Annotated in this window: 24 protein-coding genes and 1 pseudogene; 19 read left to right on the plus strand and 6 right to left on the minus strand. The window is 66.9% G+C overall.

Annotated elements, in window-relative coordinates:
• From H3O04_RS13625 to ptsP, 4 genes and pseudogenes are all read left to right on the plus strand, one after another.
• Positions 1 to 177, plus strand: a pseudogene (locus H3O04_RS13625) (glutathione synthase); the annotation flags it as partial.
• 237 nt (positions 178 to 414) lie between these two features.
• Positions 415 to 885, plus strand: a complete 471-nt coding sequence (locus tag H3O04_RS13630; RefSeq protein WP_006477715.1) for a PTS sugar transporter subunit IIA — start codon at positions 415 to 417, stop codon at positions 883 to 885.
• Between the two features lie 74 nt (positions 886 to 959).
• Positions 960 to 1229 carry an HPr family phosphocarrier protein gene (locus H3O04_RS13635; RefSeq protein ID WP_006477716.1) on the plus strand — a complete coding sequence of 90 codons (270 nt, stop codon included), beginning with the start codon at positions 960 to 962 and terminating at the stop codon, positions 1227 to 1229.
• A gap of 201 nt (positions 1230 to 1430) precedes the next feature.
• The gene (ptsP, locus tag H3O04_RS13640; RefSeq protein ID WP_027807186.1) at positions 1431 to 3203 is read left to right on the plus strand and encodes a phosphoenolpyruvate--protein phosphotransferase; all 1773 of its coding nucleotides are present in this window, start codon (positions 1431 to 1433) and stop codon (positions 3201 to 3203) included.
• Between the two features lie 67 nt (positions 3204 to 3270).
• On the opposite strand, the gene H3O04_RS13645 is transcribed toward ptsP, so the two are convergent.
• From H3O04_RS13645 to gpmA, 3 genes are all read right to left on the minus strand, one after another.
• Positions 3271 to 4023 (minus strand): HesA/MoeB/ThiF family protein, encoded by a 753-nt coding sequence (locus H3O04_RS13645; protein ID WP_006487067.1) that lies wholly within the window; start codon positions 4021 to 4023, stop codon positions 3271 to 3273.
• A 104-nt stretch (positions 4024 to 4127) separates the two neighbouring features.
• Positions 4128 to 5675, minus strand: a complete 1548-nt coding sequence (locus H3O04_RS13650) for a S41 family peptidase (RefSeq protein WP_011546283.1) — start codon at positions 5673 to 5675, stop codon at positions 4128 to 4130.
• 256 nt (positions 5676 to 5931) lie between these two features.
• Positions 5932 to 6678, minus strand: coding sequence for a 2,3-diphosphoglycerate-dependent phosphoglycerate mutase (gpmA, locus tag H3O04_RS13655; RefSeq protein WP_012329275.1), 747 nt, complete (start codon positions 6676 to 6678; stop codon positions 5932 to 5934).
• A 135-nt stretch (positions 6679 to 6813) separates the two neighbouring features.
• On the opposite strand from gpmA, the gene H3O04_RS13660 reads away from it, so the two are divergent.
• The 5 genes from H3O04_RS13660 (at position 6814) to H3O04_RS13680 (ending at position 9737) form a co-directional block, all read left to right on the plus strand.
• Positions 6814 to 7236, plus strand: a complete 423-nt coding sequence (locus H3O04_RS13660; protein WP_006481558.1) for a rhodanese-like domain-containing protein — start codon at positions 6814 to 6816, stop codon at positions 7234 to 7236.
• A complete protein-coding gene (grxC, locus tag H3O04_RS13665) occupies positions 7233 to 7493 on the plus strand; it encodes a glutaredoxin 3 (protein ID WP_006477722.1) in 261 nt (86 codons plus the stop codon). Before H3O04_RS13660 ends, grxC begins: the two co-directional genes overlap by 4 nt.
• A 107-nt stretch (positions 7494 to 7600) precedes the next feature.
• A complete protein-coding gene (gene secB, locus H3O04_RS13670; protein WP_006477723.1) occupies positions 7601 to 8095 on the plus strand; it encodes a protein-export chaperone SecB in 495 nt (164 codons plus the stop codon).
• Between the two features lie 26 nt (positions 8096 to 8121).
• A complete protein-coding gene (locus H3O04_RS13675) occupies positions 8122 to 9120 on the plus strand; it encodes an NAD(P)H-dependent glycerol-3-phosphate dehydrogenase (RefSeq protein ID WP_202587887.1) in 999 nt (332 codons plus the stop codon).
• Between the two features lie 92 nt (positions 9121 to 9212).
• On the plus strand, positions 9213 to 9737 hold the full coding sequence (locus H3O04_RS13680) for an O-acetyl-ADP-ribose deacetylase (RefSeq protein ID WP_027807188.1): 525 nt from the start codon (positions 9213 to 9215) through the stop codon (positions 9735 to 9737).
• A gap of 31 nt (positions 9738 to 9768) precedes the next feature.
• Here the strand turns inward: H3O04_RS13680 and trmL are convergent, their stop codons facing one another.
• Together trmL and H3O04_RS13690 are read right to left on the minus strand one after the other, a co-directional pair.
• Positions 9769 to 10239, minus strand: coding sequence for a tRNA (uridine(34)/cytosine(34)/5-carboxymethylaminomethyluridine(34)-2'-O)-methyltransferase TrmL (gene trmL / locus H3O04_RS13685; RefSeq protein WP_006477726.1), 471 nt, complete (start codon positions 10237 to 10239; stop codon positions 9769 to 9771).
• 99 nt (positions 10240 to 10338) lie between these two features.
• Positions 10339 to 11136, minus strand: coding sequence for a ComF family protein (locus H3O04_RS13690; RefSeq protein ID WP_202587888.1), 798 nt, complete (start codon positions 11134 to 11136; stop codon positions 10339 to 10341).
• Positions 11137 to 11217: 81 nt separating this feature from the next.
• On the opposite strand from H3O04_RS13690, the gene H3O04_RS13695 reads away from it, so the two are divergent.
• The 8 genes from H3O04_RS13695 (at position 11218) to H3O04_RS13730 (ending at position 18313) form a co-directional block, all read left to right on the plus strand.
• Positions 11218 to 12183 carry a methyltransferase domain-containing protein gene (locus tag H3O04_RS13695; RefSeq protein WP_077218567.1) on the plus strand — a complete coding sequence of 322 codons (966 nt, stop codon included), beginning with the start codon at positions 11218 to 11220 and terminating at the stop codon, positions 12181 to 12183.
• Between the two features lie 195 nt (positions 12184 to 12378).
• Positions 12379 to 12903, plus strand: a complete 525-nt coding sequence (locus H3O04_RS13700; RefSeq protein WP_011546277.1) for a DUF2244 domain-containing protein — start codon at positions 12379 to 12381, stop codon at positions 12901 to 12903.
• Between the two features lie 56 nt (positions 12904 to 12959).
• Positions 12960 to 14558, plus strand: a complete 1599-nt coding sequence (gene coxB / locus H3O04_RS13705) for a cytochrome c oxidase subunit II (protein ID WP_006477730.1) — start codon at positions 12960 to 12962, stop codon at positions 14556 to 14558.
• A gap of 43 nt (positions 14559 to 14601) precedes the next feature.
• Positions 14602 to 16209, plus strand: coding sequence for a cytochrome c oxidase subunit I (ctaD, locus tag H3O04_RS13710; protein ID WP_006477731.1), 1608 nt, complete (start codon positions 14602 to 14604; stop codon positions 16207 to 16209).
• A gap of 80 nt (positions 16210 to 16289) precedes the next feature.
• Positions 16290 to 16430: a cytochrome oxidase small assembly protein gene (locus H3O04_RS13715; protein WP_011546274.1), complete on the plus strand. Its 141-nt coding sequence runs from the start codon at positions 16290 to 16292 to the stop codon at positions 16428 to 16430.
• Positions 16431 to 16465: 35 nt separating this feature from the next.
• Positions 16466 to 17074 (plus strand): cytochrome c oxidase assembly protein, encoded by a 609-nt coding sequence (locus tag H3O04_RS13720; protein ID WP_012329268.1) that lies wholly within the window; start codon positions 16466 to 16468, stop codon positions 17072 to 17074.
• 16 nt (positions 17075 to 17090) lie between these two features.
• Positions 17091 to 17291 (plus strand): DUF2970 domain-containing protein, encoded by a 201-nt coding sequence (locus tag H3O04_RS13725; protein WP_011546273.1) that lies wholly within the window; start codon positions 17091 to 17093, stop codon positions 17289 to 17291.
• 164 nt (positions 17292 to 17455) lie between these two features.
• Positions 17456 to 18313 carry a cytochrome c oxidase subunit 3 gene (locus H3O04_RS13730; RefSeq protein WP_006477734.1) on the plus strand — a complete coding sequence of 286 codons (858 nt, stop codon included), beginning with the start codon at positions 17456 to 17458 and terminating at the stop codon, positions 18311 to 18313.
• Positions 18314 to 18487: 174 nt separating this feature from the next.
• Here the strand turns inward: H3O04_RS13730 and H3O04_RS13735 are convergent, their stop codons facing one another.
• The gene (locus H3O04_RS13735) at positions 18488 to 18697 is read right to left on the minus strand and encodes a twin transmembrane helix small protein (protein ID WP_006477735.1); all 210 of its coding nucleotides are present in this window, start codon (positions 18695 to 18697) and stop codon (positions 18488 to 18490) included.
• Between the two features lie 84 nt (positions 18698 to 18781).
• On the opposite strand from H3O04_RS13735, the gene H3O04_RS13740 reads away from it, so the two are divergent.
• Positions 18782 to 19492 carry an SURF1 family protein gene (locus H3O04_RS13740; protein ID WP_237666281.1) on the plus strand — a complete coding sequence of 237 codons (711 nt, stop codon included), beginning with the start codon at positions 18782 to 18784 and terminating at the stop codon, positions 19490 to 19492.
• 60 nt (positions 19493 to 19552) lie between these two features.
• A complete protein-coding gene (locus H3O04_RS13745; protein WP_006477737.1) occupies positions 19553 to 20179 on the plus strand; it encodes an SCO family protein in 627 nt (208 codons plus the stop codon).

A 20179-nucleotide genomic window follows, 5' to 3' on the forward strand; every position in this document is an offset into this window, starting at 1 on the left:
ACGCTCGGGCCCGTGCTGGCGTCGCGCGGGCTGCTGCTGGTCGGGCTCGACGCGATCGGCGACTGGCTGACCGAGGTGAACGTCACGAGCCCGACGTGCTTCCGCGAGATCATGGAGCAGACGGGCTTCGACGTCGCCGCGATGTTCATCGACGCGCTGGAGCGTGCCGCCGCGTAGGCCCGACCCGTTTCCCGCGCAACCCCGGCGGCGGCCGCGCAGGTCCCCCGTCGCCGGAGCAGCTTGACCGGCCTGCTACAATGCCCGCTTGCCCGGTGCCGTGATCGGCGCACCGAAGGCCCGGCGGTCGGGCCGACACTGTTGCAAGGCTGAACATGAAACGTTCCCCACACTCGCTACGCTCATTGCCCCGCCGCGGGGTATCGGCCCGCCAGGGGCGGCCGGGGGCGATCTGACATGGCCGGAATCCTGATCATCGCGCACGCTCCGCTCGCCACCGCGCTGCGGGACTGCATCGCGCACATCTACGGCGGCGTGCCCGCCCGCATCGGCTGCATCGACGTGACGGCGGACAGCGATCCGGCCCAGGTGATGGCCTTTGCGCACGCGGAACTCGCGCGGCTCAAGGAAGAGAACGGCGTGGTCGTGCTGACCGACATGTACGGCGCGACGCCCGCGAACATCGCAGGCCAGCTCGCGAAGCTCGACAACGTGCGCGTGCTGGCCGGCGTGAACCTGCCGATGCTCGTGCGGGCCGTCTGCTACCGCACGGTGCCGCTCGACAAGCTGGTCGACAAGGCGCTGTCCGGCGGCGCGAAGGGTGTCCACGAGGTGTCGGCCGGCACGCCGCCGCCGCCGTCGGAAACCGGCTGCGGCCAGTGCGCGCCGATTCCGCCCGAACCGCAGCCGCGCACCGAATCGCACTGACCGCCCCGTTTTCCGTTTTAGACTGACCCGCCGACGCCCGTCGCCGGCGGCCTCGACCGACCCGACCGAGAATCATGCTTCAACAAGAAACCACCATCGTCAATAAATTGGGGCTCCATGCACGCGCATCGGCCAAGCTTACGCAACTGGCCGGCAACTTCCAGTCGGAAGTCTGGATGACACGCAACGGGCGCAAGATCAATGCGAAGAGCATCATGGGCGTGATGATGCTGGCGGCCGGTATCGGCAGCACCGTGACGATCGAGACGGAAGGGCCCGACGAGCGGGAAGCGATGGATGCGCTGCTGAAGCTGATCGCCGACAAGTTCGGCGAAGGCCAGTGATCGCCACGCGGAATCATTGCCGTTTCCAGTCAGAATGCCGCGGATGTCGCGGCATTTTTTTCGTCGGAAGCATTGATGCGGAATGCGCAATGCTGCGCTGCATGCAGTCAGCAGGGAGTCGCGGAATTTATAATCGCTAACCGGGGTCATAAGCGCATCGCAGCAGTGTGCCGCGGCTTTACTTGTACAGAGGAGGTGCGCGTGTCCTTCACGCTGCATGGCATTCCCGTCTCACGAGGTATCGCGATCGGGCGAGCGTATCTGATCGCGCCGGCGGCGCTTGACGTCGCCCATTACCTGATCGAGGCCAACCGGACCGACGCCGAAGTGGAGCGATTCCGCACGGCGCTCGACGTCGTGCGTCGCGAGCTCGAAGCGCTGCGCGCCGACCTGACCGACGACACCCCGAGCGAAGTCGGTGCATTCATCGACGTCCACACGATGATCCTGAGCGACGAGATGCTCGTGCAGGAAACCATCGACCTGATCCGCACGCGCCGCTACAACGTCGAATGGGCGCTGACCGAGCAGCTCGAACTGCTGACGCGCCATTTCGACGACATCGAGGACGAATACCTGCGCGAGCGCAAGGCCGACATCGAGCAGGTGGTCGAGCGCGTGCTGAAGGCGCTCGCCGGTGCGCCGTCCGCGTCGCAGGCGCTCGACGGCGCGGCCAGGAACGGCACGAACGACATGATCGTCGTCGCGCACGACATCGCGCCGGCCGACATGATGCAGTTCAAGACGCAGTCGTTCCAGGCGTTCGTCACCGATCTCGGCGGGCGCACGTCGCACACGGCGATCGTCGCGCGCAGCCTCGGCATTCCGGCCGCGGTCGGCGTGCAGCATGCGAGTTCGCTGATCCGCCAGGACGACCTGATCATCGTCGACGGCGACCAGGGCATCGTGATCGTCGATCCGGCGCCGATCGTCCTCGAGGAATATTCGTACCGCCAGTCCGAGAAGCTGCTGGAGCAACGCAAGCTGCAGCGTCTGAAATTCTCGCCGACGCAAACGCTGTGCGGCACGAAGATCGACCTGTACGCGAACATCGAGCTGCCCGATGACGCGAAGGCGGCCGTCGAGGCCGGCGCGGTCGGCGTCGGCCTGTTCCGCTCCGAGTTCCTGTTCATGCACGAGAAGGAGATGCCGGAAGAGGAGGAGCAGTTCGCCGCGTACAAGCGGGCCGTCGAGTGGATGAAGGGCATGCCGGTGACGATCCGCACGATCGACGTCGGCGCCGACAAGCCGCTCGAGGCGCTCGACGAAGGCTACGAAACGGCGCCGAACCCGGCGCTCGGGCTGCGCGCGATCCGCTGGAGCCTGTCCGAGCCACAGATGTTCCTCACGCAGTTGCGCGCGATCCTGCGCGCGTCCGCGTTCGGCCAGGTGAAGATCCTGATCCCGATGCTCGCGCACGCGCAGGAGATCGACCAGACGCTCGACCTGATCCGCGAGGCGAAACGCCAGCTCGACGACGCGGGACTCGCTTACGATCCGAACGTGCGCCTCGGCGCGATGATCGAGATCCCGGCCGCGGCGATCGCGCTGCCGCTGTTCCTGAAGCGCTTCGATTTCCTGTCGATCGGCACGAACGACCTGATCCAGTACACGCTCGCGATCGATCGCGCCGACAACGCGGTCGCGCATCTGTACGACCCGCTGCATCCGGCGGTGCTGCACCTGATCGCGTACACCTTGCGCGAAGCGAAGCGCGCGGGCGTGTCGGTGTCGGTGTGCGGGGAGATGGCGGGCGACCCGGCGCTCACGCGCCTGTTGCTCGGGATGGGGCTCACCGAGTTCTCGATGCACCCGAGCCAGTTGCTCGTCGTGAAGCAGGAGATCCTGCGCGCGCACCTGAAGGCGCTCGAGAAGCCGACGGCCGACGTGCTGGCCGCGTTCGAGCCGGAGGAAGTGCAGGCGGCGCTGCAGCGGCTGGCGGTCGCCGAGCCGCGGGCAGACGCGGCCGCGTAGGCGTTTTCGGCGTCGCTAACTGTAGCGAAGTGTCACGCATGCGCGTTCGGCGCATGCCCGTCGCGCGTCAGTGCCGGCCCCCGCATACGGGGCAGTCGGCCTGGCGCGCGATTTTCATCGTCGTCCATTCCATCCGCAGCGAATCGAGCATCATCAGCCGCCCGTTGAGTGTCTTGCCGATGCCGCCGATCACGCGCAGCGCCTCGGCCGCCTGCATCGCGCCGATGATCCCGACGGTGGGCGCGAACACGCCCATCGTCGAGCACGCGACTTCCTCGAACGGCTGGTCTTCCGGAAACACGCACGCATAGCAGGGCGCGGCCGCGTCGCGGAAGTCGAACGTGCTGATCTGGCCGTCGAAGCGCAGCGCGGCGCCCGACACGAGCGGCACGCCGTGCGCGACGCACGCGCGGTTGATCGCATGCCGCGTCGCGAAGTTGTCGGTGCAGTCGAGCACGACGCTCGCGTGCGGCACGTGTGCGTCGAGCCACGCGTCGTCGACGCGTTCCGCGACCGCGTTCACCGTCACCTCGGGATTCAGTTGCGCGAGCGCGTCGCGCCCCGATTCGACCTTGCTGCGGCCGACCGATGCCGTCACGTGCAGGATCTGCCGCTGCAGGTTCGTGAGGTCGACCGTATCGGCGTCGACGAGCGTGAGCGTGCCGACCCCCGAGGCCGCGAGATACATCGCGGCCGGCGAGCCGAGGCCGCCCGCGCCGACGACGATCGCATGCGCGTCGAGAAAGCGCTGCTGCGCCTCGATGCCGATCTCGTCGACGAGGATGTGGCGGGAGTAGCGAAGGAGTTGATCGTCGTTCATGGGGAGGCGTGAGCGAGGCGGGCGGACGTTCGTTATTTTAGGCGCGCATGAAAAACGGGCCATCGCGGTCTTCCCGCGATGGCCCGTTGGATGCCGGCTGGCGCTTACTTCGGCGCGGATGCCGGCTTCGGTGCGGAAGCCGGCTTCGCGGCGCTGGCGCCCGATGCCTTCGCGGCTGCCTTGGCGGCCGGGCTCTTCGCCGTGCTCTCGGCGAGCAGCGACTTCGATTCCTGGACCGGCTTGCCTTCGAGCTTGTTGAGCGCCTGCTGCATCATGAAGTCGTCGGCGCTGCCGAACTCGATCGGCTTGCGATCGCGATCCTTCTGGCGCTGCTCCGGCGTCTTCTTGTCGTTCTGTTCTTCCAGAACGCGCAGCTGATCCATCCGGCGCTGCTCGCGCTCTTCCTGTTCCTTCTTCTCGTTCGGATCCTGCGTGTTCGCGAGGTGGTTCGTGTAGTCGACCTCGCGCGTCACGAGCACGTCGTCCGGATCGCCGTCCGCGTACTGATCGACCGGCACGTCCGGCGTGATGCCCTTGTTCTGGATCGAACGGCCGCTCGGCGTGTAGTAGTACGCGGTGGTCAGGCGCAGCGCGGTGTCGGCCGTCATCGGGCGGACCGTCTGCACCGAACCCTTGCCGAACGTCGTCTTGCCCATGATCTGCGCGCGCTTCGAATCCTGCAGCGCACCGGCGACGATTTCCGACGCGGACGCCGAATACGCGTTCGTCAGCACGATCATCGGCACGGTCTTGAAGACCGGCGGCAGGTTCTTCAGCGGATCGCCGTCGAAGGACGGCAGGCGATAGTTGTCGTACGTATCGCGGTAGACCTGCTTCGAATCGGGGATCTGGCCGTTGGTCGACACGACGACCGAGTCGGGCGGCAGGAACGCGCCGGCCACGCCGACCGCGCTCTGCAGCAGGCCGCCGCCGTTGTTGCGCAGGTCGAGGATGAGGCCCTTCAGGTTCGGCTGCTGGCGCGCGATGTCCTGCAGCTTCTGCGCGAGATCGGGCGTCGTGCGCTCCTGGAAGCTCGTGATGCGGACATACGCATAGCCCGGATCGAGCATCTTCATCTTCACGCTCTGGACCTTGATGATCGCGCGCGTGACCGTGACCGGGAACGTGCGGTCGTCGCTCTTGCGGAAGATCGTCAGCGTGACCTTGGTGCCCGGCTCGCCGCGCATCTGCTTGACGGCCTTGTCGAGCGTCATGCCGCGCACCGGCTTGTCGTTGATGCGCGTGATCAGGTCGCCCGGACGGATGCCGGCGCGGAACGCGGGAGTATCCTCGATCGGCGAGATCACCTTGACGAGGCCGTCTTCCTGCGAGATCTCGATGCCGAGGCCCGCGAAGCGGCCCTTCGTCTGCTCCTGCAGCTCGTCATAGTCGGTCTTGTCGAGGAACGACGAGTGCGGATCGAGGCTCGACACCATGCCCTTGATCGCCGCCGTCAGCAGCTTCTTGTCGTCGACCGGTTCGACGTACTCGCGCTTGATCTGCCCGAATACTTCCGCGAACAGGCGGAGCTGGTCGAGGGGAAGCGGCGCCGTGGCGGTCTGCTCGGCCGATGCGGAAACCTGCAGCGTGGCGAACACGCCCGTGGCGAGGCCCGCGGCAATCAGGCCGATGTTCTTCAAATTCATTCGCATAGAGAGTCTGGTGCGGTCGGGAAGCGCGTGGCGGTAGCGGGGATGTAGCGGACAAGTATAACTGTTCGTCCGATAACTCAGTGGAACGGCGCGAAAAGCGTCGAAAAGGCCGCAGAGGCCCCGGCGGGGCACCGCCAGGCGCGCTGCGGGGTTCGAAAGCGGGTTCGACCGCAGCGGGGCCGGGAAGGTTCGCGCGGCGTGCGGGCCGGGGCCCGGCACGCCGCGCCGGAACGCGGCCTGCTCGCCGCGCCGGGCGTCAGCCCGCCTTGCCCTGCTTCGCGACGGCGGCTTGCGCCTGCGCGATCGCGTCCTGGTCGCCGAGGTAATAGTGCTTGATCGGCTTCAGGTTCTCGTCGAGTTCGTACACGAGCGGCACGCCGTTCGGGATGTTCAGGCCGACGATGTCGCTGTCCGAGATGCCGTCGAGGTACTTGATCAGCGCGCGCAGCGAGTTGCCGTGCGCGGCGATCAGCACCTGCTTGCCGGCGCGCACCGCCGGCGCGATCGACTCGTTCCACAGCGGCAGCACGCGCGCGACCGTGTCCTTCAGGCACTCGGTGAGCGGCAGCTGCTCGCGCGGCACCTTCGCATAGCGCGGGTCGTTGAACGGCGCGCGCTCGTCGGTCGGCTCGAGCGCGGGCGGCGGCGTGTCGTAGCTGCGGCGCCACACGAGCACCTGCTCGTCGCCGAACTTGGCGGCCGTTTCCGCCTTGTTCAGGCCCGACAGCGCGCCGTAGTGGCGTTCGTTCAGGCGCCACGAATGGACGACCGGCAGGTACATCAGGTCCATCTTGTCCTGCACGTGCCACAGCGTGCGGATCGCGCGCTTGAGCACCGACGTGTACGCGATGTCGAACGTGTAGCCGGCCTCCTTGAGCAGTTCGCCGGCCTGGTAGGCCTCGTTGCGACCCTGTTCGGTCAGGTCGACGTCGACCCAGCCGGTGAAGCGGTTTTCCTTGTTCCACGTCGATTCGCCGTGGCGGATGAGAACGAGTTTGTACATGGATCTTGCGGTCGGTAGTGATGGGAAGCGGGGCGCGCCGCACGGGACCGAACCGGGGCCCGACATCGCGCAAGACGGTTATTTTATAATGGCAGGATTGTCTTCATCCGATTTCTCTTTTTCCGGCGGCATTCCGTGACGTTCTTTACCAATTACACGAACCTGGCCCTTATCGCGATCCTGCTGGTTTCCGGCGGCCTGCTGGCATGGCCGGCCCTGCGCCGCGGCCGCGGCGGGCTGTCGGCTGCGGAAGCGACGCAGCTCATCAATCGCCGCAACGCGGTCGTGATCGACCTGCGTGCCGCCTCCGATTTCGCCGCCGGCCACCTGCCGTCGGCGCGCCAGGTCGCGGCGGGCGAGATCGGCGCGAAAATTGCGCAGGTCGCGAAGAACAAGAGCACCCCGGTGCTGCTCGTCTGCCAGAATGGCCAGCAGTCGCAGAAGGCGGCACGCGAGGTCGAGGCGGCGGGCTACGCCGAGGTGCACGTGCTCGAAGGCGGCGTGGCCGCCTGGCAGCAGGCCGGGATGCCGGTCGTCAAACAAGGAGTGGCGAAGTGAACAAGGTTTTGATGTACAGCACGCAGGTGTGTCCGTATTGCATGCAGGCCGAGCGCCTGCTGAAGCTGCGCGGCGTCGAGCAGATCGAAAAGGTGCTGATCGATCGCGATCCGGCCCGCCGCGAGGAAATGATGACGCGCACGGGGCGCCGCACGGTGCCGCAGATCTATATCGGCGACACGCACGTCGGCGGCTACGACGATCTGTCGAAGCTCGACCGCGAAGGCGGCCTCGTGCCGCTTCTGCAAGCGGCCTGATTAGGGCAGAATGGCCGCCGGCCGCGCCGCGGGTCGGGCGCGCAGGATTCATCCGTGGCGGCCGGCGAACAGCCGGGCCGCCCCGTCACCACTTTTAGGGAAACACCATGTCCGACGTCGAAAACCAACCGTTCTTCAACATCCAGCGCGTCTACCTGAAGGATATGTCGCTCGAGCAGCCGAATTCGCCGGCGATCTTCCTCGAGCAGGACATGCCGTCGGTTGAAGTCGAAGTCGACGTCAAGGCCGACCGTCTCGCGGAAAGCGTGTTCGAAGTCGTCGTGTCGGGTACCGTCACCGCGAAGGTGAAGGACAAGGTCGCATTCCTGATCGAAGCGAAGCAGGCCGGCATTTTCGACATCCGCAACATTCCGGACGAACAGCTCGACCCGCTCGTCGGCATCGCATGCCCGACGATCCTGTTCCCGTACCTGCGCTCGAACATCGCCGACGCGATCACGCGCGCCGGCTTCCCGCCGATCCACCTTGCGGAAATCAACTTCCAGGCGCTGTACGAGCAGCGTCTCGCGCAGCTTCAGCAGCAAGCCGGCGCCGCAGCAGGCGCACCGAACGGCGCGCCGAATGGCACGACGCTGAACTGACGTTTCACTCCGGACCGGTGCTGGGTATGAAAGTAGCCGTTCTCGGCGCCGGTGCCTGGGGCACCGCGCTCGCGGGCCATCTGGCCGCGCGGCACGATACGCTTCTGTGGGCGCGCGACGCCGCGCTCATCGCCGGGCTGCAGGCCCGGCACGAAAATTCCCGCTATCTGGACGGCATCGCGCTGCCTGACGCGCTGCGCTACGACGCCGATCTCGGCGCCGCGCTCGCGCATGGCGCCGCGGACGATGCGCTGTGCGTGATCGCCGCGCCGGTGGCCGGGCTGCGCACGCTGTGTCACGCGATGCGTGACGCCGGCTGCGTGCCTGTGCACGTCGTCTGGGTCTGCAAGGGCTTCGAGGCCGACACGCATCTGCTGCCGCATCAGGTGATCGCGGCCGAACTGCCCGAACAGCAGAGCAACGGCGTGCTGTCGGGCCCGAGCTTCGCGCGCGAGGTCGGACAGTCGCTGCCCGTCGCGTTGACGGTGGCCAGCGTGTCGGCCGAATGCCGCGAGCGCACGCTCGCCGCGTTCCACCACGGCGCGATGCGGATCTATACGGGCGACGACGTGGTCGGCGTCGAGGTCGGCGGCGCGGTGAAGAACGTGCTGGCGATCGCGACCGGCATTTCCGACGGCCTCGGCCTCGGGCTGAACGCGCGTGCCGCGCTGATCACGCGCGGCCTCGCCGAAATGTCGCGGCTCGGCGTGGCGCTCGGCGGCCGCGCGGAAACCTTCACGGGCCTCACGGGCCTCGGCGACCTGATCCTCACCGCGACGGGCGACCTGTCGCGCAATCGCACGGTCGGGCTGCAACTGGCGGCCGGCCGCACGCTGAACGACATCCTCGGCGCGCTCGGCCACGTGGCCGAAGGCGTGCGCTGCGCGCAGGCCGTGCTGGCGCTCGCGCGCGCGCAATCGATCGACATGCCGATCACGCAAGCCGTGTGCGGCGTGCTGTTCGACGGCATCGCACCGCGCGACGCCGTCAGCGGCCTGCTGCGCCGCGACGCACGCGCCGAGTAGCACGGGCCGAGTTCGCCCGGCACGGTCGCGCCGGGCGCGCGGCGCCAAAGCGGACTACGCTTGAACAGTATTCGGCGTTCCGCGAGGTTGTCATGCTGCAGATCCATTCCACCACGCTCGATGCGCAGGTCGTCGACATCACGACGCTCGATGTCGATGCGATCGTCAACGCCGCGAACGGTTCGCTGCTCGGCGGGGGCGGCGTCGACGGCGCGATTCACCGCGCGGCCGGCCCCGGCCTGCTCGCCGAGTGCCGCACGCTCGGCGGGTGCGACACCGGCGACGCGAAGCTCACGCGCGGCCACGGGTTGCCGGCGCGCTACGTGATCCACGCGGTCGGGCCGGTCTGGTACGGCGGCGCGCGCGGCGAGGCCGAGCTGCTCGCGTCGTGCTACCGGCGCGCGATCGAGCTGGCCGAGGAGGTTGCCGCAACGTCGATCGCGTTCCCGGCGATCAGTTGCGGCGTCTACCGCTATCCGGCCGAAGCCGCCGTCGACATCGCGGTCGGCACCGTCGTCGAGATGCTCGCGCAGGCGCCGAACCTCGCACGCGTGGTGTTCGCGTGCTTTTCCCCCGACATCTACGACCTGTACCGCGCGCGGCTCGCACGAACCTGACGCCTTCGCCGCGGGCTACGCCCGGCGCGTGTCAGGCGCCGCCTTCGAAGCCGGCCTGGCGCCACGCCTCGAACACGACCACCGCGACCGTGTTCGACAGGTTCAGGCTGCGGTTGTCCGGCCGCATCGGCAGGCGCACGCGCTGCTCGTTCGGGAAGCGTTCGAGCAGCTCGGCCGGCAGGCCGCGCGTTTCCGAGCCGAACACGAACCAGTCGCCGGGCAGGAACGCATGATCGTGGAAGCGGCCCGAGCCGCGCGTCGTGAACGCGAACATCCGCGCGGGATCGGGCGTTTCGGCGGCGACGAACGCGTCCCAGTCGCGGTGCACGCGCATCTGCGCATACTCGTGATAGTCGAGGCCGGCGCGGCGCATCCGCGCGTCGTCGAGCGGAAAGCCGAGCGGCTCGATCAGGTGCAGATGCGCGCCGGTGTTCGCACACAGGCGGATCACGTTGCCGGTGTTCGGCGGAATTTCGGGGGCGACGAGGACGACGTTGAACATGTTTCGGTTTGGCTGGGGCGGCCGGAGCGGCGCAACGCGCGTGTATCCGGCTGGCCGGTTCGTGACGGCCGCATGCGGGCGGCCGGCCTCTCTATCTAATTAATCCCTGGCGGTGCGCAGCGCAACCAGATTCGTCACGCGCGCGGCGCCCGCCGCCTTCAGCGCCTGCGCGGCCGCCGCGAGCGTCGCGCCGGACGTCATCACGTCGTCGACGAGCGCGATGTGGCGGCCGGCGACGCCGCCTGCCACCGCGAAAGCCGCCATCACGTTGTCGCGTCGTGCGTGCCGGTCGAGCCGCGACTGCGGCGCGGTGTCGGCGACGCGCGTGAGCAAGGCTGCCTCCGCTGGCACGCCGAGCCGGCGCGCGAGCGGACGCGCGATCGCCCACGCCTGGTTGTAGCCGCGCGCGACGAGCCGCCGGTGCGACAGCGGCACCGGCGCGACGAGGTCGAAGCCCCCCGCGCCGCGCGTATCGTCGACCAGCCGTGCGAGCCGGCCTGCGAATTCACCACCGAGCGCGAGCCGTGCGTGAAACTTCAGGCCGCGCGCGAGCCCGTCGAGCGGCGCGCGGTAATCGGCAAGCGCGAGCGTCGCGTCGAACGGCGGCGGCGCGGTGCGGCACGTTTCGCACCGGTATGCGGCCGCGCGGGCGGTGCCGCTGCGACTGCCACCGCGTGACCGCGCGTGCCCGACACCGAGCGGCAGCGCGCAGACCTCGCAGCGCAGCTGCGCTTCATTCCAGTACGCGGCATCGCAGGCGCCGCAAATCACGGCGTGTGACAAATTGCCGCACAACGCGCAGCGATTCGGCAACGTGGCCGCGGCAACGCGCACGGCCAGCGTTCGAACCTGCGACAAAACGACGCGCAACGTGCGCTCGGCGGAACCGCGGACCATCGCAACACTCCTGGCACGCCGCCTCAATGAAGCTTGCGAGGCGAGCGAGTATACTTCGGGCTCTTCGCCAGTGTGCCCGACATGTCCCCAGCTTCGACTTCAACCGGCCGTCCGGCCAATGACACCAGGCGCCTGCGGCGGATCTTCGATCGCCGTGCCGCCACGTTCGATGCGGTTGCGTTCCTGCCGCGCGAGATCGCGCAGCGGATGAACGAGCGCCTCGAATACATCAAGGTGAGCCCCGCGGCCGTGCTCGATGCGGGCTGCGGCCCGGGCGACGACCTGCCGGCGCTGCGCGCGCGCTTTCCGGAAGCGCCGGTGTTCGGCGTGGACCTGTCCGGCGCGATGCTCGCGCGGGCCGGTCAGCGGGAAGTCGAGCAGACCACCTGGCGCCGCTGGCTGCCGGCGTCGCTCGGCCGGGCGCTGGGCCAGCGCGGCCCGCGCGTCGCGCAGGCCGACTTCGCCGCGCTACCGTTCCCGGGCGGCGCGTTCGACCTGATCTGGTCGAATCTCGCGCTTCACTGGCATTCACGTCCCGATACCGTCTTCCCCGAATGGCAGCGCGTGCTGCGCGTGAACGGGCTGCTGATGTTCAGCACGCTCGGCCCCGACACGCTGCGCGAGCTGCGCGCGGCCTGCGCGGACGCCGAAGCGGCGCTCGGCATCGCCCCGCCCGCCGCGCGCGTGATCGATTTCGTCGACATGCACGACCTCGGCGACATGCTTGTCGAGAGCGGCTTCGAGATTCCCGTGATGGACCAGGAAGTGCTGACCGTCACCTACAAGTCCCCCGATTCCCTGCTGGCCGACGTGCGCCGCTGGGGCGCCTATCCGTTCGAGCGGGTGACGCCGCAGCACGCGACGCGGCGCTTTCGCGCGGCGCTCGGCGACGCGCTGGACGCGCGCCGGCGCGAGGACGGCACGATTCCGCTGACGTTCGAGGTGATCTACGGCCACGCGTGGAAGGCCGTGCCGCGCACGACCGCCGAAGGGCACGGGATCGTGCGCATCGAGGACATCGGCAAGGGGCGTCCGAAGAATCGGTAAAGCGGTAAAGAGGGGTTTTGTTATGTCTGAAATTAGCGGCGCAAAGCGGGGTCGAATTGGCGGCCAAAACGCCCGGAAAGCTTGTCGCGCTTGGCTTGGCGGGCGATAGGCGCTTGCTTGTGGATGCCATTGAACCCGCCTATAATGCGTCAGCTTGTCGTCCCGGGGTCCCCGCAATACGGGGCGACGAGTCCGATGCAGGCATGCATCGCATGCCATTCGCGTGAGGCGGCGATGGAAGCAGCGAGGGTTTTGGCGGAGACGGCGGACAGCGAACCGGTCCTCGAAGACTGGCTCATGAAACGCAACTGTTCGGTGTCGCCACGCCAGTTCGTGCTGTTTTACGCGTCGCTGGCGGGCTTCTCGCTGGCGATCGCGGCGTTGCTGTTGTGGAGAGGGGTCTGGCTCGTCATGCCCTTTACCGGAATCGAGTTGCTGGCGGTGGGTGTCGCATTTGCGATCTATGCTCGCCATGCGGTCGATTACGAGCGCATCAGGCTGTTTCCGCACCGGCTCGTGATCGAGCGGATGGATGCGGAGCGGCTCACGCAGATCGAATTCAACCCGCGCTGGGTGCGGGTCGAGCCGGGTGCGACGCCACGCGATCCGATTCGGCTGGTATCGCGCGGGCAGACCGTCGTAATCGGGCAGCATCTCGCGCAGTACAAGCGTGCGCAGTTCGCCGACGAGCTGCGCGTGTCGCTCAGGCGCTGCGGCTGACGAGGCGCGGTCATCGGCCGGACGAGGCTGGTGGCTTGCGACGGGGGAGGGTTTGAATGGAAATTTTGGGTAAGGATGCTATGAAAACAATCAAGCGAGCCCTCACGGGCGTGCTGGCATGCAGCGGATTGCTCTTTGCCGGTGCGGCCCTGGCGGTCGGTGATAGCCCGGGCGGCCCCCGTGTCAACGAGATCAACTTTCAGCCGCCTGTCACGAAGATCGCCGAGGAGCTCTACGATCTCCACACGATGATGCTGATCCTGTGTACGGTGATCTTCGTCGGCGTGTTCGGCGTGATGTTCTATTCGATCTTCGCGCACCGCAAATCCAAGGGCCACAAGGCCGCCAATTTCCATGAAAGCACGACCGTCGAGATCATCTGGACGATCGTGCCGTTCGTCATCGTCGTGCTGATGGCGCTGCCGGCGACGAAGGCCGTCGTCGCGATGAAGGACACGACGAACGCCGATCTCACGATCAAGGTCACCGGCTACCAGTGGAAGTGGGGCTACGACTACGTGAAGGGCCCGGGCGAGGGCATCGGCTTCCTGTCGACGCTGACCACTCCGCGCGACGAAGTGATGGGCAAGAAGCCGATCACCGACACCTATCTGCAGGAAGTCGACAACCCGCTCGTCGTGCCGGTCAACAAGAAGATCCGCATCATCACGACCGCGAACGACGTCGTCCACTCGTGGTACGTGCCCGCGTTCGGCGTGAAGCAGGATGCGATCCCCGGCTTCGTGCGCGACACGTGGTTCAAGGCCGACAAGGTCGGCACGTTCCGCGGTTTCTGTACCGAGCTGTGCGGCAAGGAGCACGCGTACATGCCGGTCGTCGTCGAAGTCCTGTCGGACGACGACTACGCGAAGTGGGTCACCGCGCAGAAGGCCAAGCTGGCCAGCGCGGCGGTCGACCCGAACAAGGTCTACACGATGGCCGAACTCGTCGCGCACGGCGAGGAAGTCTACAAGGCGAACTGCGCGGCCTGCCACCAGGTGAACGGCAAGGGCCTCGGCGCGTTCCCGGCGATGGACGGCAGCCCGATCGTGAACGGCCCGATCGCCGCGCACGTCGAGCGCGTGCTGCACGGCAAGGGCGCGATGCCGTCGTGGGCGTCGCTGTCGGACCTCGACATCGCTTCGGTCGTCACGTACGAACGCAACTCGTGGGGCAACCACAAGAACGACCTGCTGCAGCCGAAGCAAGTGGCTGACGCGCGCAACGGCAAGCTGCCGGAAGACACGGCGGGCGCGGCAACGGCAGCGGCCCCGGCAGAAGCGGCTTCGGCGCCGGCGCAAGCCGCGTCGGGCGCCGAGCAGCCGGCGGCAGCGGCATCGGCCGCGCTGTCGACGATCTACTTCGAGACGGGCAAGAGCGTGCTGCCGGCCGACGCGAAGGCGGCGATCGCCGCCGCGGCCGACTATGCGAAGGCACATCCGGACGCGAAGCTCGCGCTGTCGGGCTTCACCGACAAGACAGGCTCGGCCGACGCGAACGCCGAACTGGCGAAGCATCGCGCGCAGGCCGTGCGCGATGCGCTGAAGGCAGCAGGCGTGGCGGAAGACCACATTATTCTCAAAAAGCCGGAAACGATCACGGGCGGGGCTGACGCGAAGGAAGCCCGGCGTGTCGAGATCGGCCCGGCGGCTTGACGTGTCGCTGAGTTAGTCGACGTATTCGCATTAGGAGATTCTCATGTCTAGCATCGGGCACGACGTAGCCGCGGACCACGCGCACGACGACCACGCGCACGAAGCCCCGCACGGCTGGCGTCGCTGGCTGTTCGCCACCAACCACAAGGACATCGGTACGCTGTACCTGCTGTTCTCGTTCATCATGTTCCTGTCGGGCGGCGTGATGGCGCTCGGCATCCGTGCCGAGCTGTTCGAGCCGGGCCTGCAGATCATGCGTCCGGAGTTCTTCAACGAACTCACGACGATGCACGGCCTGATCATGGTGTTCGGCGCGATCATGCCGGCGTTCGTCGGCTTCGCGAACTGGATGATTCCGCTGCAGATCGGCGCATCCGACATGGCGTTCGCGCGGATGAACAACTTCAGCTTCTGGCTGCTGCCGGTCGCGGCCGTGCTGCTGGTCGGTTCGTTCTTCGCGCCGGGCGGCGCGACGGCTGCCGGCTGGACGCTGTACGCACCGCTGTCGACGCAGATGGGCCCGGGCATGGACTTCGCGATCTTCGCGGTCCACATCATGGGCGCATCGTCGATCATGGGCGGGATCAACATCGTCGTGACGATCCTGAACATGCGCGCACCGGGCATGACGCTGATGAAGATGCCGATGTTCGCGTGGACGTGGCTGATCACCGCGTACCTGCTGATCGCCGTGATGCCGGTTCTGGCGGGCGCGATCACGATGGTGCTGTTCGACCGCCACTTCGGCACGTCGTTCTTCAACGCGGCAGGCGGCGGCGACCCGGTGATGTACCAGCACATCTTCTGGTTCTTCGGCCACCCCGAGGTGTACATCATGATTCTGCCGGCGTTCGGGATCGTGTCGCAGGTGATCCCGGCGTTCGCACGCAAGACGCTGTTCGGCTACAGCTCGATGGTGTACGCGACGGCATCGATCGCGATCCTGTCGTTCATGGTCTGGGCGCACCACATGTTCGCGACGGGCATGCCGGTCACCGGCCAGCTGTTCTTCATGTACGCGACGATGCTGATCGCGGTGCCGACGGGCGTGAAGGTGTTCAACTGGCTCGCGACGATGTGGCGCGGCTCGATGACGTTCGAAACCCCGATGCTGTTCGCGATCGGCTTCCTGTTCGTGTTCACGTTCGGCGGCCTGACGGGCCTGATGCTCGCGATGGCGCCGCTCGACATCCAGTATCACGGCACCTACTTCGTGGTCGCGCACTTCCACTACGTGCTGGTGGCCGGCTCGCTGTTCGCGCTGTTCTCGGGCTGGTACTACTGGGCGCCGAAGTGGACGGGCTGGATGTACAACGAGACGCGCGGCAAGATCCACTTCTGGGCGTCGATGATCTTCTTCAACCTGACGTTCTTCCCGATGCACTTCGTCGGTCTCGCGGGCATGCCGCGCCGCTATGCGGACTACCCGGCGCAGTTCACGGACTTCAACCAGGTGGCGACGATCGGCGCATTCGGCTTCGGCCTCGCGCAGGTGTACTTCCTGTTTGCGGTCGCGCTGCCGGCCTACCGTGGCGGCGGCGAGCTGGAAAAGGCGTCGGACAAGCCGTGGGATGGCGCGACGGGCCTCGAGTGGACGGTCCCGAGCCCGGCTCCGTTCCACACGTTCGAGCAACCGCCGCACGTCGAATAAGTTTCACCGAGCGTTCCGCCGCTGCCTGCCGCGCAGGCAGGCGCGGCGGGCGCGGAACGGAAGTTTCAGCGAAGTTTCAGATGACCCGGAATCCACCAGAAAGACGAACGCCCGAGCAGATCCGCGCGGGCAACAAGCGGCTCGGCCTCACCCTGCTCGTCATCGCCGCCGTTTTTTTCGTGGGTGTCGTGATCAAGCAGTGGTGGCTGTCCACCCACTGATGCAGTAACTGACGCAGTAGCGAGGAAGTCGTCGTATGTCGAAGCCGGAAGAGGGCGCCGTGGATCGTGCGTTCAATCGTTCGATGCTGGTGAAGCTCTTCGTCGTGGCCGGGCTGATGTTCGGTTTCGGCTTCGCGCTGATCCCGATGTATCGGGCGATTTGCCAGATCACCGGCATCAACAACCTGGTGCAGCGCGATGTCAGCGAGCGCGAGGTGAAGAACTCGCAGGTCGACTACAGCCGCACGGTGTCGGTCGAGTTCGATGCGAACGCGCGCGGGCCGCTCGGGTTCAAGCCGGAGCACAACAGCCTCGACGTGCATCCGGGCGAACTGACGACGATCGTGTACGACGTGACGAACGGGCAGGGCCGGCCGGTCGTCGCGCAGGCGATTCCGAGCTACGCGCCGAAGCAGGCGACGGAGTTCTTCAAGAAGATCGAATGCTTTTGCTTCACGCAGCAGACGCTGACCGCGAACGAGTCGCGCAAGATGCCGGTGGTGTTCGTGATCGACCCGAAATTGCCGAAGGACGTGAAGACGATCACGCTGTCGTACACGTTCTTCGAGCTGAATACCCCGGCCACGCCGGCACCGGCGCAGCGCAGCACGGCGGCGCAGGGTGCGGCGAAGCCGGACGCATGACGAAGGAGACGGGGCGATGACGGAAGTCAAGCGGAGCGGAACGTTCGGTCAGGCGCTGAAAGCGGTGCTGTGGTCGTTCTTCGGGGTGCGCAAGCGGCGCGACCTGGAGGCCGACGCGACGCAGCTCAATCCGCTGCACGTGCTGATCGTCGCGTTGCTCGCGGCCGGCGTGTTCATCGGCGTGCTGATCCTGATCGTGCGTGCCGTCGTGGGTTGACCGCGTGCTGGCGGCGCGCGGCTAGCGGCTCGCGGCGACGAAAGAATGCAGTGCGCGGCGCCACGGCGCGGCGTGCAGGAAAGCGCGGTGGCGGTCTCGCCGCGCAAGAAATAAAGCCGGAGCGGTTTCCGGTACACAAATTGGACTGAAGTGGAGAATCAAGCATGAGCGGTCAAAACCAGACCCCGTACTATTTCGTGCCGCATCCGTCGCAGCATCCGATCAGCGCGGCCATCGGCCTGCTGGTCATGCTCGGGTCGGCCGCGCTGTGGATCAACGGTCACGACTGGGCGCCGTTTACGGCGCTGCTCGGCCTGCTGTGGTTGCTCTTCACGTTGTATCACTGGTTCGGCGACGCGATCGCCGAATCGGAAGGCGGTCATTACGGCAAGAACGTCGACAAGTCGTACCGCTGGAGCATGAGCTGGTTCATCTTCTCGGAAGTGATGTTCTTCGGCGCATTCTTCGGCGCGCTGTTCTATGCGCGTGAAATCGCGCTGCACCAGCTCGGCAGCCTCGACTACAAGCTGATCTGGCCGGACTTCTCCGCCGTGTGGCCGAACGAAGGCCCCGCCGCGCTCGCCGGTCACTTCAAGACGATGGGCCCGTGGCCGATCCCGACGCTGAACACCGCGTTCCTGCTGTCGTCGGGCGTGACGCTGACGATCTCGCACCACGCGCTGCGCGACGATCATCGCAAGAAGGCGATCGCGTGGCTGGCCGCGACGCTCGTGTTCGGTATCTGCTTCCTGTTCCTGCAGGGCTTCGAGTACTACCACGCGTACAACGAACTGAACCTGACGCTGAACTCGGGCGTGTACGGTTCGACGTTCTTCCTGCTGACCGGCTTCCACGGCTTCCACGTGTTCCTCGGCGGCACGATGCTCGCGGTGGTGCTGGTGCGGATGATCCGCGGCCACTTCAAGCCCGATCATCACTTCGCCTTCGAAGGCGCCGCGTGGTACTGGCACTTCGTCGACGTCGTCTGGCTCGGCCTGTACGTCGTCGTCTACTGGCTGTAAATGGAACGACGGCCCGCGCAGCGATGCGCGGGCCGTTTTCATTGGTGTCGTGGGCGCGGCGGCGAAGCCGCGAGCGATACCACCCTGGCGCCGCCGCGACTCAGTCAGGCGGCGCTTTTGCTTGGTGGCGCGGCCGTGCGGCTAAATGTCACAGCGGCCGGCGCGGCAACGGCATCAACGCCCGATCGGCAGGCCGGTCGAATGGATCCAGCCCATCCAGTTCGCGAACAGGATGAGCAGAAACAGCGACACCGACAGCCCGACACGGGTGGCGAGCGACCAGACCATGCGCTTCGTATGGCCGCGGTCGTGCATCATGAAGTAGAGCGCCGAGCCCATGCTGGCAATGATGAGGACGAAGGCGATGGGAACGAGTATGTGCATGACACGAACCGGACGACGGCAATTCGAAAGGAAGAGGATAATTATCGCACTTCGCTTTCGCGCAGGTGCCGGGCGGGCCGCATGATGAAGATCCGCTGGCTGCCCGCGCTGTTGATCCTCGTCGTCGTCGCCATCACGATCCGTCTCGGGTTCTGGCAGCGCGACCGCGCGCACCAGAAGGAGGCGCTGCAGGCGAGCATCGAGCGCTACGAGCAGGCGGCGCCGGTTGACATCGGCGCGCAGCCGGTTCCGCTCGCGTCGATCGAGTTTCATCGCGTGCGGGCAAAGGGCCGTTTCATGCCCGAGCAGGCGGTGTTCCTCGACAATCGGCCGTATAACGACCAGCCGGGTTTTTACGTCGTGATGCCGTTTAAACTCACGGGCGGCGGCGTCGTGCTCGTGAACCGCGGCTGGCTGCCGCGCAACATCGCCGATCGCACGGCGATCGAGCCGTTCGCGACGCCGGCGGGCGACATCGAGATCGTCGGCATCGCACGCGCCGACGCGTCGCGCGCGTTCGAGCTCGGCGAAGGCGGATCGGCCGCGCATCAGAAGATCCGGCAGAACCTCGACGTCGCCGCGTATGCGAAGGAAACCGGGCTGCCGCTGCAGCCGTTCGTGATCCAGCAGACGAGCGACGACGGCGACAAGCTCGTGCGCGACTGGCCGGCGGCGACGACCGGCGTCGAGCGCAATTACGGTTACATGTTTCAGTGGTGGGCGATGGCGGCGGCCGCGCTCGGCTTCGGCCTGTACGCCGCGCGGCGTGCGGCGAAGAAGTCGGCCGGCGCGTGAGCGCCATGCCAGGACGCGGCGCCGGCGCCGCGGGTTCGTTTCGAGAGGTCTGATTTGTCCATGCAATCTCCCCGTCAGGGTCCGGCCGCTGCGCCGATGTCGCCCGCGGCCCGCAAGCGCGGCCGCTGGATGCTCGTGCTGCTGGGTCTCGTGTGCGCCGCGCCGATGATCGCGTCGTACTTCACCTATTACGTGATCAAGCCGAAGGGCGGGTCGACGAACTACGGCACGCTGATCGAGCCGCAGCGCCCGATCCCGGCGGATCTGCAGGTCACCGACGAAACCGGCAAGACGGTGCCGCTGTCGTCGCTGCGCGGCGTCTGGCTGTTCGTGATGACCGACCGCAGCGCGTGCGACGACGCCTGCGCGCAGAAGCTCTATTTCATGCGCCAGATCCGCGTCACGCAGGCGGGCGAACGGCACCGGATCACGATGGTGTGGCTGCGCAGCGATGCGGGCGCGGTGCCGCAGAAGGTGCTGGACGCGTATCCGGACACGCGCCGGCTCGTCGCCGATCCGGCCGCGGTGGCCGCGTGGCTGCCGGCCGATGCCGGCACGAAGGACAGCGACCACATCTACATGGTCGACCCGAACGGCAACCTGATGATGCGTTTCCCGAAAGACCCGAATCCCAGCAAGATCAAGTCGGACGTGACGAAGCTGCTGAAGTGGTCGAGCATCGGTTAA

The sequence above is a fragment of the Burkholderia sp. KCJ3K979 genome (assembly GCF_016759955.1).
Classification (GTDB): Bacteria; Pseudomonadota; Gammaproteobacteria; order Burkholderiales; family Burkholderiaceae; genus Burkholderia; species Burkholderia orbicola.